This is a genomic window from Streptomyces sp. NPDC032472, from assembly GCF_040636955.1.
Classification (GTDB): domain Bacteria; phylum Actinomycetota; class Actinomycetes; order Streptomycetales; family Streptomycetaceae; genus Streptomyces.
Genome location: NZ_JBEZVK010000034.1, coordinates 51,524 through 63,890, shown reverse-complemented (window position 1 = coordinate 63,890; position 12,367 = coordinate 51,524). Strand labels below are relative to the sequence as shown.

Genomic DNA, 12,367 nt, shown 5'->3' with positions numbered 1-12,367 from the left:
CCCCTTCCGAGATCCCCCGGGCGGGGGATTCGAGAGGGTGGCGGCGAGGCGGGGCCTGCCCCGGGGCGGCGCGGATTCAGTCGGGCCAGGTGCCGGTCAGCCGCCGGGTGGCGGCGGCTCCCGCCCGGTCGACGGCGGCTTTGACGGCGGCGAAGATCGCCCCTTGCAGGGCCGCGGCGAACAGGACCTCCTGCCAGGTGCGGTGCTCGTCGGTGGCGTCGGGTGCCTCGTCTTCGTGGCCGATCATCTTCCACGCCTGTTTGAAGGCCGCTCCGGCGATCAAGCCGCTGGCGGCGCCGAGTGCCAGCCCGACGGGCTTGTATGCGATGGCGGATGCCTTCATCGGTGCCTCCGGAATTTCTGCGTGTCGCGCGGCTCGACGTACGGCTCTTCGTCCGCGGGGTGGCCGCCCGCGATGGCCCGCTGGCGGACCATCTCGGCGTCGAACTCCAAACCGAGGAGGATGGCGAGGTTGGTGATCCACAACCACACCAGGAAGATGATCACGCCGGCCAGGGTGCCGTACGTCTTGTTGTACGAGCCGAAGTTCGCGACGTAGAACGCGAACCCGGCCGAGGCGGCCATCCAGATCACCAGCGCCAGGAGGCTGCCCGGGGTGATCCACCTGAAGCCGCGGCCCTTGGCGTTCGGCGCGGCCCAGTACAGGAGCGCAATCATGAGCGTGACGAGCAGGACCAGGACCGGCCACTTCGCGATCGACCACACCGTCATCCCGGTGTCCCCCATTCCCAGCGCCGCCCCCGCCTGCCGGGCCAGAGCTCCGGTGAACACCACGATCAGGGCACCGGCGACGGCGAGGACCATGAGCGTGACCGTGAGGGCCAGCCGCAGCGGCAGGATCTTCCACACCGGCCGCCCCTCGGGCATGTCGTAGACGGCGTTCGACGCGCGGATGAACGCGGCGACGTACCCGGAGGCGGACCAGATCGCGATGGCGAGACCGAGGACGGCCAGCAGGGAGCCGACTCCGCTGTGGCCCTGCAGTTGCCGAATCGCGTTGCCGATCACGTCCCGCGCCGCGCCGGGGGTGAGCCTTTGCAGGCTGTTCAGCACCTGCCTCGTCGCCGACTCGCCCGCGACTCCGAGCAGCGACACGAGCACCAGCAGCGCCGGGAAGAAGGCCAGCACCCCGTAGTAGGTCAGCGCTGCCGCCCGGTCCACAAGCTCGTCGTCCTTGAACTCCCTCAGCGTCCCGCGCAGCACCGCCTTCCAGGACCGCTCGGGCAGCTGCGACAGCCGATCGGGCTCCCGTTCCTCCACCTGCCGGTCCGGACCCACGGCGTCGTCCTCGTGGCCCGGCCCGCCCTCTCGGGCCGCCTCCGGCGGCCGACGGTCGTCATCCTGGTCCTGTCTTCCTGTGCGCCTCATAGCCTGCGCTTTTCCACTCCGGCCGCACCCATGCGGGCGAGAAGGAACCGAACCCGCGGCGTCGTGTCGACCGCCGCGGCGTGGCGTCGGCCGCGCAGCGGATCGGGCGGTCAGATTCGGGGCATGGACAACGCCCTGCAGCACACGGCCGTCGTGGTCACCGACATGCTCAACCCCTACCGGCACCAGGACGCCGATCTCCTCGTTCCCTCCGTCCGCGCGGCCCTGCCGGCCGTCGTGGAGGTGGTGTCCGCGGCCCGCGCCGCCGGGGTGCCGGTCATCTACGCGAACGACAACTTCGGGCAGTGGCGCTCCCACCACGGGCAGATCATCGACGCCGCCATGACGGGGGAGCATCCGGAACTGGTGGAGCCGGTCCTGCCCGACGAGGACTCCCTCTTCGTGCTCAAGGCCCGCCACTCCGTCTTCTACGAGACCCCGCTCGCGTACCTGCTGGGCACCATGGACCTCACCCGCCTGATCCTGGTGGGCCAGGTCACCGAGCAGTGCGTGCTGTACTCCGCCCTGGACGCGCACATCCGCCACCTCGACGTCGTCGTACCCTCGACCGCGGTCGCCCACATCCACGCAGACCTCGCCGAGGCCGCCCTGCGGATGATGGAGCAGAACATGGGCGCGCAGATCCTCGGCGCCCGGCAGCCACCGTGGCCGCCGCCGTCCGGTTCCTGACCGGGCGGAGTCAGGTTCGGGGTGGCGTCGGGGCGTTCGCGGGCGGGGTGCTGCGCGGGAGCCGGGTGGCGCTGGCGAGGCCGATCAGGGCGGCGAGGGCGAGGCTGGCCATGGCGGCGGCGTAGGCGTTCTTGGTGAGGTTCGCGACGAGGATGGTGCCGGCGATGGCCGTGCCGAAGGAGGAGCCGAGGTTGGAGACGCTCCGGGACAGCCCGGAGATCTCGCCCTGCCGGTCCTCGGGGAAGGCGGACTGGACCACGTTCACGGACGGCGTGAGCATGACGCCCAGGCCCAGGCCGATCAGCAGCAGACCCGGGACGAACGCCCAGGCGCTCGGTGTGCCGGCCACGAGGCTGATCAGGGCGGCGATGCCGACGACGGCGAGGGCGAACCCGGCGGTGATCAGGGTCCGCTGGGGAAGGCGCTTGGCGAGGCGTTCCGCGGCGAGCGAGGAGACGAGCAGCCCGAGCGTGGCGGCGGTGAAGATGACGCCGGTCTCGATGGCGTCGTAGCCGCGTACGACCTGCAGGTAGGTGGCGACGGTGAACGACGTGCCCATCAGCAGCAGCCACTGGGCGTTCTGTGTGACCAGGCCCAGGTTGGAGGTGCGGTTGCGGAAGAGGCTGGTGGACAGCAGCGGTTCCGCTCCGGCGCGCTCCTCCCGGCGGATCCAGTGCAGGAACCAGGCCAGGACGAGGATGCCGGCGGCGAGCAGGCCGAGCATGAGCCACAGGTTGTTGTCGGCGGCGAGGATGCCCATGACGATCAGGATCAGGCCGGCGGCGGACAGGACGGCGCCGCGGACGTCGAAGTGCCGGTCGGGGTCGGGTGGCAGCGGGTCGGCGATCGACCGGCTCAGGGCGATGATCAGCGCGATGATCAGGGCTTGGAAGACGAACGCGGCGCGCCAGCTGATCGCGGAGGTGATCAGCCCGCCGATCAGCGGGCCCGCGGCCGCACCGACGCCGCCGGCGGCCATGATCACTCCGAAGGCGCGGGCCCGCGAGGTCAGGTCGGTGAACAGCAGCGTGGTGAGGATGTAGACCGGAGGGATGAGCAGGGCCGTGCCCACGCCTTCGAGGATGGAGTTGCCGAGGATCAGCACGCCGAGTCCGGGCGCGGCGGCGCTGAGGAGCGCGCCGACGCCGTAGACGGCCAGGCCGGTGAGGAAGCAGCGTTTGCGGCCGAACCGGTCGGTCGCCTTGCCTCCGGGGATCATCAGGGCGGCCATGACCAGCAGGAACAGGGTGATCGCGACCTGCACGCCCTGGACCGTGGTGTCGAGGTCGTGGCTGATGTCGTTGATCATCACGTTCATGTTCGAGCCGGCGAAGCTGCAGATGAACTGCGCCAGCGCCAGCGGTGCGAGCATCCGCATGCCGGCATCCGACCGGGCCGGGTCGGCGTGCGGGTTGACGGCGGGGTCTTCGGTCACGGGCCTGGACTCTCTTCCCGGCGGGCGGATCAGACACCCGGGCGTTCGGCGCGGTCGAGTTCCTCGTCGAGTGCGAGGGCTGCGGCGACGAGCGCGAGATGGGTGAAGGCTTGCGGGAAATTGCCGAGCTGCTCTCCGGACGGGCCGATCTCCTCGGCGAACAGGCCGACGTGGTTGGCGTAGGTGAGCATCTTGTCGAACGCGTAGCGGGCCTGGTGCACGCGGCCGGAGCGGGCCAGGGCCTCGACGTACAGGAAGCTGCACAGGCTGAAGGTGCCCTCGGAACCGCGCAGGCCGTCGGGTGAGGCCTGCGGGTCGTAGCGGTAGACCAGGCTGTCGCTGACGAGCTCGTCGGCCATGGCGTCCAGGGTGCTGAGCCAGTCCGGATCGTGGGGTGACAGGAATCCGACGCGGGGCATCAGCAGCAGTGAGGCGTCCAGGACGTCGGTGTCGTAGTGCTGGACGAAGGCGCCGCGCTCCTCGCTCCAGCCGCGCTCGATGACCTGCCGGAAGACGGCGTCACGGGTTTCGAGCCAACGGGTCAGGTCGGTGGGGCGGGCGTGAACGGTGGCCAGGCGGATGGCCCGGTCGAGGGCGACCCAGGTCATCAGCCGGCTGTAGGTGAAGTTCTGGCGGCCGCCGCGGGTCTCCCAGATGCCCTCGTCCGGGCGGTCCCAGTGGTCGCACAACCAGTCGATGAGGCCGGCGAACACCCGCCAGCCGCGGATGGCACCGATGTCGTCGGTCTGGGCGATGGCGTACGCGGCTTCACCGTAGATGTCGAGCTGGATCTGGTCGGCCGCCGCGTTGCCGGCCCGGACGGGCGCGGAGCGCCGGTAGCCCTCCAGGTGCTCCAGCACCTCCTCGGTGAGGTGCGGCTCGCCGTCCACCCGGTACATGATCTGCAGTGGTTCCCCGGAGGCGGTACCGCCGGCCTCCAGCCGCTCGCGCATCCACCGGCGGAAGGCCTCCGCCTCGGCGGTGAAGCCCAGGTCGATCAGCGCGCGCACCGACAGTGAGGCGTCGCGCACCCAGGTGTAGCGGTAGTCCCAGTTGCGCTCGCCGCCGATCTGCTCGGGCAGGCCCATGGTGGCCGCCGCGATGGGGGCGCCCGTCGGGGCGTAGGTGAGCAGTTTGAGGGTGATCGCGGACCGTACGACCATCTCGTGCCAGCGGCCCTTGTAGCGGCAGGACAGCAGCCAGCCGAGCCAGAAGTCACGGCAGGCGTCGAACGCGGCCGTCGCCCCTTCGATGGTCGGCGGCGGCCCGCCCGGGCGCTCGCTGCGCCCGCCCGGCTCACCCGCTTCGCTGGTGAGGACCACCGCGGCGCTCTCGCCGGCGCGCAGGGTGAAACGGGCGGAGACGTCCGAGCCGTCGGCTTGGAGCCGGACCGGGGCGGTCGCCTGGACGTGCAGGGCGGTGTCGGGGCCGTGGAAGACGAAGCTGCCGTCATCGAGGCCGCCGAGCGTGTGCGGGGCCCGGCCGTAGTCGAAGCGGGGCCGGCACAGCAGCTCGAAGGGCAGGGCGCCGCGGACGACCCGGGCGACCCGGACCAGCCGGTGCCGGGCGGCGGGAGCCTTCGCCGTGATGGGCTCCATGAAGTCGATGACTTCTCCGACGCCCTCCGCGGCCATGCAGCGGGTGACGAGGATCGGCGTGTCCGGCAGGTACAGCTGGCGCACTGCGGCCTGGTCCCCGAGATCGGCGGCGAGGCGGCAGTAGCCGCCCCGGTCGCTGTCGAGCAGCGACGCGAACAGGCTCGGCGAGTCGAAGCGCGGCGTGCACCACCAGTCCACCGTCCCGTCGGACGTGATCAGCGCGGCCGTCTGCAGGTCGCCCACCAGGCCGTGATCCGCGATCAGGGGGTAGTCGTTCATGGTCCCTCCTGCCAGGAGAGCGCGCCGCCGGGGGCGCCGAGCACCGCCGGTCCCGGCGAGCCCCGCGACCTGTCGCGGGTGGACAGCCGCCCTTCCATGCTCACCTCCCTGTGCAGGTCACCGCATCCCGGAACGGAAGGGCCGAGCGCCGTCACGTGTTCTTCATGCCCTGTGCATGGTCATGGCGCGGTGGCCGACCCATGATCGGCAGGACGCCCGCAGACACCTTTGAGGAGCACTCACCCATGTCCACCCGCCGTACGTTCCTGGCCGGTTCGACCGCCGCGCTCGGTCTGACCGTCGCTGCCACCGCCGCCGGGGCGGAGCAGGCGGCGGCGGTGGTGGCGGCCCCGGAGACGGCGGCCCCACCCGGCACCAGGCCACCGAACCTCGTCGTCGTCCTCGCCGACGACCTCGGGTACGGCGAACTCGGCGCCTACGGCCAGAAGCTGATCACCACACCCCGCCTGGACCGGCTCGCCGCCGAGGGGCTGCGTTTCACCGACGCGTACTCCACCGCCGCCGTGTGCGCACCGTCCCGCTGCTCCCTGCTGACCGGCCTCCACACCGGCCACTCCACGGTCCGCGCCAACCCTTCCTCCGGCGGGCAGGGGTCACTCACCTCGACCGACACCACGTTCGCCCAGGTGCTGCAGGCCCGCGGCTACCGTACGGCCGTGATCGGCAAGTGGGGCTTCGGCCCGGAGGCCGCCGGACAGGACAGCCATCCGGCCGCCCGCGGGTTCGAGGAGTTCTACGGATACATCGACCACAGCCACGCCCACCAGTACTACCCCGAGTACCTCTGGCACAACGACGCCAAGGAACCCATCCCCGCCAATGCCGGCGGCGTGAAGGCCGTGTACGCGCCCGACCTCCTCGAACAGCACGTCCTGGAGTTCATCGACGCCCACGCCGCCGAACCGTTCCTCCTCCTGCTCACCCCGACCGTCCCGCACGCCCCCAGCGATGTCCCCGACACCGGCGCGTACGCGGACCGGCCCTGGACGGCCGCGAACAAGGGGCACGCGGCCCAGGTCAGCTACTTCGACGCACTGGTCGGCAAGGTGGTCGACCGGCTCCGCGCCCTCGGCTTGGAGCAGGACACCGTCGTCTTCGTCACCAGCGACAACGGCCCCCACGAGGAGGGCGGGGTCAACCCCGACCTCTTCGACGCCAACGGCCCGCTGCGCGGCTACAAGCGCAACCTCTACGAGGGCGGCGTACGCGTCCCCCTCATCGCCTGGGGGCCGGGCCGGGTCCGGCAGGGTACGAGCAGCCGCCCCACCCCGCTGACCGACGTCCTGCCCACCCTCGCCGAACTCGGCGGCGCCCCCGCCCCCACCGACGTGGACGGGCTCTCCGCCGCTCCCCTGCTCGCCGGCAGCGCCGACTCGGCCCGCCACGGGCACCTGTACTGGTTCCGCGACGAGCTCGGCGTCACCAGCCGCGCCAACGCCGAGGACGACAAGCGCGCCACCTGGCTCGCCGAGGCGCTCCGCCGGGACGACTGGAAGGCCGTGCGCTTCGCCCCCGAACGCGACCACAGCCTCCCCGACGACAAGTGGCAGGTCGAGCTGTACGACCTGGCCACGGATCCTGGCGAGAGCCGCAACGTCGTCGACAAGAACCCCTCCAAGGCCGCGGAACTGGTGGCGCTGATGCGCGCCTCCTGGAAGGACAGCTACCCGCGCACCCCGTTCGGGACCCGGCTGACGCTGCCCGCCCTGGCCGTCCCGGGCCAGGCGTTCACCGTGACCGCCACCCTGGACAACGGTTCCGCCCGGCCCTGGACCAGCGCCGCGCTCACCTTGCGCGCCCCGGCCGGATGGGCCGTGACCCCCGCCTCCCCGACCACCGCGGACCAGCTCGCCGCCGGCGGCAGGCTGGCCGCCTCCTGGCAGGTCACCCCGCCCGGGGCCGCGGCCCCCGCGACCACGTGGGCCGTCACCGCCGAGGGCACCGCCCTCACACCGGCCGGCCCGGTCCGCTACCCGGTGACGGCCACGGTCCCGACCCCGCCCCCGGCGCCCACCCGTGACTCCTACCTCTCCGACCTCATCTGGATCAGCGCCGCCAACGGCTGGGGACCGGTGGAGCGCGACACCTCCAACGGCAAGAACGCCGCCGGCGACGGCCCGCCGATCTCCTTCGGCGGTACGACGTACCCCAAGGGCCTGGGCGTCCACGCACCCAGCGACATCGCCTACCACCTCGGCGGCGCCGCCGTACGGTTCACCTCCCTGGTCGGCATCGACGACTTCTCCGCAAAGCAGAGCACCGTCGGGGCCACCCGGGCCAAGGTCTACGGCGACGACCGCCTGCTGCTGACCACCCCCACCCTCACGGCGGCCGGCGGCCCGGTCCCGGTCGACCTGGACGTGCGCGGCGTGCGCGTCCTGCGGCTGGTGGTCGAGGACGCCAACAACCGCACCTCCTTCGACCACACCTCCTGGGCCCTGGCCCGGGTCACCGTGGCCTGACCGCCCGCCCGCTCGCGGCAGAGGCCGTTCCGGCGTGTTCCGGAACGGCCTCTGCCACAGCTGCGGGCGGGTGCTAGGCGGGGTCGGCGGCCACCCGGAACCCGATGTTGCCGGTCGAGCTGTCGGGCGTGTTGGAGCTGCGCGCGGCAACCCGGTAGCGGTTGCAGTAGGAGTCGTGGCACAGGTACGAGCCGCCGCGCATCGCCCGTGAGGTCTCCTGGCCCGGCGTGAACCAGTCCGCGCACCATTCCCAGACGTTGCCGACGCTGTTGTAGAGCCCGAAGCCGTTGGGCCGGAAGGACTTCACCGGGGCGGTACCGGCGCAGCCGTCGGCGGCGGTGTCGAGCACGGGGAAATCGCCCTGCCAGATGTTGCACATGGGGCGGCCGTCGGGCAGGAGCTCGTCCCCCCACGGGTAGCGCCGCTGCTCGCCACGGGCCGCGTACTCCCACTCGGCCTCGGTGGGCAGGCGGGTGCCGGACCAGGCGCAGTAGGCCTGGGCATCGTTCCAGGACACGTGGACGACGGGGTGGTCCTGCCGCTCGGTGACGTGCGAGCCGGGTCCCTCGGGGCGCCGCCAGGACGCCCCCTCCACCGCCCGCCACCACGGCACGGCCGCCACGGGCGGGGAGACGGCGGCGACCTCCTCGGAGAGGAAGGCCCCGAAGGTGAAGGAGAAGCCGAAGCGCTCGGCGTCGGTGGTGTGGCCGGTGGCCTTGACGAAGGTGGCGAACTGGGCGTTGGTCACCGTCGTGGCCGCGATCCGGAAGGGCTCCACGACCACCTCGCGGACCGGCCCCTCCACGTCCGCGGGGAAGCCTTCCGGGTCGTCGGTCCCCATGAGGAAGCGGCCGCCGGGCAGGCTGAGCAGCTGCCGTGCCGCGCGGGAGGGCGGGGACGAAGGGGGCGGCGGCGCGAGGGTGAGCGTCAGGGCGTGGCTGTGGCCGGGGGTGCAGCATGCGGGCATGGCGGCTCCGTCGGGACGATGGGCGGCCGGGCGGCCGTGCCTCGCGGTACGGGCGCCCGGCCGGCGGTTCGGTGGCACGGGTCAGGCCGCGCGGTCGGCGGCGAGCCGCGCGGCCAGGGCGGGGATGCCGAGGGCCTGCTCTTCGGCCTGGGTGGCCTGGTGGAGCTTGCCGGTCTGGTAGGGGTCGTTCACCAGGTCGTAGTACTCCGTGTACTGCTCGTCCTTGGCGACGTACGAGGACCAGGTCGGCAGTCCCCCGGTGGCCCGTTGTCGCCGATGTAGATGACAAGGGTGTTGTCCAGCTGGCCCACCAGGATTCCTGCTGCCATGGCGACGAGAGTAGGGGAAGCGGAACCGCGGCTCCATGTACGGCAGATGAAATGGTCGGCAGGTGGACCGCCAGCGACGGGTGCCACCCGCGTCGCCCCCGCCACACATTGCCTTCGCTGACAGTCATTGCAATGCGGTGTTGCGTTCGACTGCCTGCCATTGCATCAATTTACCGCTGTCTAACTGGAGATATGCACTCACGCGATTGACGGCATCCTGAACGCAACGTAGCGTTCAGCAAACATCAAACACGCAGTATCGCGAGACGAGGCATGATCATGAGCGAGTACGTCCACACCGTCACGGCGCTGCCGACGGAGCGTCAGCGCGGCTGTCCCTTCGACCCGCCGGCCGAGCTGACCGAGGCCCACCGGCACGGCCCGATCAGCCGCTACACCCACCCCGGCGGCAAGCCCGGTTGGCTGATCACCGGATACGACCTGGTCAGGTCGGTCCTGGCCGACCCGCGGTTCAGCTCGCGCAAGGAGCTGATGAACATCGCCGACTTCGAGCTTCCTCCGGCCCCACCCGGCGAGTTCCTCCTCATGGACGAGCCGCAGCACAGCCGCTACCGCAAGCCGCTGGTGGGCAAGTTCACCGTGCGGCGGATGCGGCTCCTGACCGAGCGCATCGAGCAGATCACCACCGAGTGCCTGGACGCCATGGAGAAGGCCGGTCCGCCGACCGACCTGGTGACCGCGTTCGCCAAGCCCATCCCCACCATCGTGATATGCGAGATCCTGGGCGTGCCGTACGAGGACCGCGCTTCCTTCCAGGAGCAGATCGACGCGTTCATGGGCGGGGAGGTGAGCGACGAGGAGCTGATCGCGGCCTACACCGCGACCCAGGAGTACCTCGCGGAGCTGGTGGCCGCCAAGCGCGCGAACCCCACCGACGACGTACTCAGCGAGCTCGCCGAAAGCGACCTGACCGATGAGGAGCTGAAGGGAATCAGCCTCATCCTGCTCGCCGCCGGCTTCGACACCACCGCCAACATGCTGTCCCTCGGCACCTTCGCGCTGCTGCAGAACCCGGAGCAGCTGGCCGCGCTGCGCGCCGACCCCGCGCTCACCGACGGGGCGGTGGAGGAGCTGCTGCGGTACCTCAGCGTCGCCAAGACGTTCCACAGGACGGCTCTGGAGGACGTCGAGGTGGGCGGCCGGACCATCGAGGCCGGCACGACGGTCGTCCTGTCGTACAACACCGCCAACCGCGACCCCCACCGCTTCGCCGACCCCGACGTGCTCGACCTCCGGCGGCCGTACGACGGGCACCTGGCCTTCAGCCACGGCATCCACCAGTGCCTGGGCCAGCAGTTGGCCCGTGTCGAGATGCGGGTGGCGTTCCGCGCCCTGGTCGACCGCTTCCCGAACCTGCGCCTGGCCGTACCTGCCGACGAGGTCCGCCTGCGCCCGGAGACCGCGGACATCTTCGGGGTGAAGAGCCTTCCGGTCACCTGGGACAAGAAATGAGCGCACCCCGCCTGAGCGTCGACCGCGAGCGCTGCATCGGCGCCGGGATGTGCGCCATGACCGCCCCCGAGCTGTTCGACCAGGACGCCGACGACGGCCTGGTACTCCTGCTGCACGCCGATCCGGCCGCCGACCGCCTCACGGCGGCACGGATGGCTGCCGGCGTGTGCCCCTCGGGGGCGATCACCCTCAACGAGCCGGAATCCCCTTGAGCCGGTATCCGGGGCGGGTGATCCCACCGTCCGCCCCGTCCGCGCAAGCCTGTCGGCAGCGAGTGCTCCGCACCACCCTTCACCCGGCCGGGTCCTTGCCGGCGACAGGAGCGAGGTAGGCGTACACGTCACCGTCCAGGTGCACCAGCTTCCAGGTGCGGGCATAGGACGGCGGCCGGCCGCCCCGGGCGGTCAGGATCGCGACCGGGGTCCGCTGGGCGGTCCGGGCGAGGGCGGTCGCGGTGGTGTTGGTGTTGGGACCGCTGGTGTCGGCGGAGGCGCACCCGGCGTAGAAGGCGATCGGGATGTCCGGCAGCTTCGCGTCGGCGCGGCTGAGGACGCACGGCGGCCGCACGCCGTGCCGGTGCAGCGCGGCCGCCGTCCGCGCCCAGCCGCCGTGATCCTCGACCGTGCGGTCCACCAGGCGCCACAGCACAGCGGACTGCACCGCCAGATGCCCGGCCAGCCCGACCGCCACTGCCGTCGCGACGAACGACCGCCAGGCCCCGCGCGGCGCGGTCACCGCGAAGAAGAGCGCGTCGGCGACCGGGATGGCCAGCAGGGCGTAGGCGGGCAACAGGAAACGGGGAGCGGCATAGCCGATGAGGAACAGGTAGGGGAAGGCGGCCGTCGCTGCGCACGCCAGTGGCAGCACGGTGACCGCCGCACGCCGGGCCTTGACCGCGACCGCCAGTGCGACCACGGCCAGTATCGGCAGCACGAACCACCAGGCGAACATCGCCACGGGCGGCATCCCGCCCGTGCACGGACGGCACAGCGTACGTCCGATCAGGCTGCGCATGTGGTCGTCGACGGCGATGTTCCAGCCCAGCCCGCCCTGGATCCGGGAGGCCTCGGACAGCCGCTCACCGAGGCCGCCGTAGCCGAGGTACGCCTCGATCACCCATTCGGCGGCTCCGGCCACCAGCCCCGCCACGAGCGCGGCCGGCAACCACCCGTGCCGCCACCGGCGGGCGACCGCCAGGACGACGAGCATGGGCAGACACACCCACACCGCATCGGTGGGCCGCATCAACGCCATCAGCGCCGCGCTCGCCGCCAGCCCCCACACGGGTCCGCGGTTCGTCCGGTCGGCCTGGGCACGCAGGAAGCAGCCGGCACCGGCCAGAGCGCAGACCGCCACCCAGTAGTTCGGCATGGCCTGCGAGCCGTAGAACACCGTCACCCACAGCGAGGCGAACAGCGCCCCGCCCAGCGCCACCACCCCCGCCGGAAACAGACCGCGCCAGGCCCGCAGGGCCAGGAACAGGGCGAGGCCGGACAGCAGCGCCAGATACACCCGCAGCAGCGCTGTGGACGACGACCAGGAGGCGATCGGCGCCACCAGCAGGGAGACGCCGCGAGCGCGCGGTGCGCTGAAGTACGCCGCCGGGGCGTGGCCGCTGACCTGGCTGACGTACACCGTCTCGTCCCAGCCCAGCCCCATACCGGGCCGTACGAGCACGAGCTGGGCCAGGACGAAGGCAGCCGCGACCGCCGCCGCCAGGACCT

General features: G+C 71.8%; 11 protein-coding genes. 4 read left to right on the top strand and 7 right to left on the bottom strand.

The window, feature by feature from the left end:
- Nucleotides 1–76: 76 nt before the first annotated feature.
- Both AB0F11_RS23170 and AB0F11_RS23165 read right to left on the bottom strand, forming a co-directional pair.
- Nucleotides 77–343, bottom strand: a complete 267-nt coding sequence (locus AB0F11_RS23170; RefSeq protein ID WP_362176838.1) for a DUF4235 domain-containing protein — start codon at nucleotides 341–343, stop codon at nucleotides 77–79.
- A complete protein-coding gene (locus AB0F11_RS23165) occupies nucleotides 340–1,389 on the bottom strand; it encodes a YihY/virulence factor BrkB family protein (protein WP_362176835.1) in 1,050 nt (349 codons plus the stop codon). The genes AB0F11_RS23170 and AB0F11_RS23165 overlap by 4 nt, the downstream gene beginning before the upstream one ends.
- A 135-nt stretch (nucleotides 1,390–1,524) precedes the next feature.
- On the opposite strand from AB0F11_RS23165, the gene AB0F11_RS23160 reads away from it, so the two are divergent.
- Nucleotides 1,525–2,079 (top strand): isochorismatase family cysteine hydrolase, encoded by a 555-nt coding sequence (locus AB0F11_RS23160; RefSeq protein ID WP_362176904.1) that lies wholly within the window; start codon nucleotides 1,525–1,527, stop codon nucleotides 2,077–2,079.
- A 10-nt stretch (nucleotides 2,080–2,089) separates the two neighbouring features.
- Here AB0F11_RS23160 and AB0F11_RS23155 read toward each other — a convergent pair whose 3' ends face one another.
- Together AB0F11_RS23155 and AB0F11_RS23150 are read right to left on the bottom strand one after the other, a co-directional pair.
- Nucleotides 2,090–3,451 (bottom strand): MFS transporter, encoded by a 1,362-nt coding sequence (locus AB0F11_RS23155; RefSeq protein WP_362176901.1) that lies wholly within the window; start codon nucleotides 3,449–3,451, stop codon nucleotides 2,090–2,092.
- Between the two features lie 92 nt (nucleotides 3,452–3,543).
- Nucleotides 3,544–5,406 (bottom strand): glycoside hydrolase family 15 protein, encoded by a 1,863-nt coding sequence (locus AB0F11_RS23150; RefSeq protein WP_362176898.1) that lies wholly within the window; start codon nucleotides 5,404–5,406, stop codon nucleotides 3,544–3,546.
- Nucleotides 5,407–5,636: 230 nt separating this feature from the next.
- Between AB0F11_RS23150 and AB0F11_RS23145 the strand changes: the two genes are divergently transcribed.
- Nucleotides 5,637–7,874, top strand: coding sequence for a sulfatase-like hydrolase/transferase (locus AB0F11_RS23145; protein ID WP_362176832.1), 2,238 nt, complete (start codon nucleotides 5,637–5,639; stop codon nucleotides 7,872–7,874).
- 73 nt (nucleotides 7,875–7,947) lie between these two features.
- Here AB0F11_RS23145 and AB0F11_RS23140 read toward each other — a convergent pair whose 3' ends face one another.
- On the bottom strand, nucleotides 7,948–8,841 hold the full coding sequence (locus tag AB0F11_RS23140) for a formylglycine-generating enzyme family protein (protein WP_362176829.1): 894 nt from the start codon (nucleotides 8,839–8,841) through the stop codon (nucleotides 7,948–7,950).
- Between the two features lie 81 nt (nucleotides 8,842–8,922).
- Nucleotides 8,923–9,207, bottom strand: coding sequence for a hypothetical protein (locus AB0F11_RS23135; RefSeq protein ID WP_362176826.1), 285 nt, complete (start codon nucleotides 9,205–9,207; stop codon nucleotides 8,923–8,925).
- A 242-nt stretch (nucleotides 9,208–9,449) separates the two neighbouring features.
- Between AB0F11_RS23135 and AB0F11_RS23130 the strand changes: the two genes are divergently transcribed.
- Together AB0F11_RS23130 and AB0F11_RS23125 are read left to right on the top strand one after the other, a co-directional pair.
- Nucleotides 9,450–10,643 carry a cytochrome P450 gene (locus AB0F11_RS23130; protein WP_362176823.1) on the top strand — a complete coding sequence of 398 codons (1,194 nt, stop codon included), beginning with the start codon at nucleotides 9,450–9,452 and terminating at the stop codon, nucleotides 10,641–10,643.
- Nucleotides 10,640–10,855 carry a ferredoxin gene (locus tag AB0F11_RS23125; RefSeq protein ID WP_362176820.1) on the top strand — a complete coding sequence of 72 codons (216 nt, stop codon included), beginning with the start codon at nucleotides 10,640–10,642 and terminating at the stop codon, nucleotides 10,853–10,855. Before AB0F11_RS23130 ends, AB0F11_RS23125 begins: the two co-directional genes overlap by 4 nt.
- 79 nt (nucleotides 10,856–10,934) lie before the next feature.
- On the opposite strand, the gene AB0F11_RS23120 is transcribed toward AB0F11_RS23125, so the two are convergent.
- Nucleotides 10,935–12,302, bottom strand: coding sequence for a hypothetical protein (locus AB0F11_RS23120; protein ID WP_362176895.1), 1,368 nt, complete (start codon nucleotides 12,300–12,302; stop codon nucleotides 10,935–10,937).
- Nucleotides 12,303–12,367 lie beyond the last annotated feature (65 nt).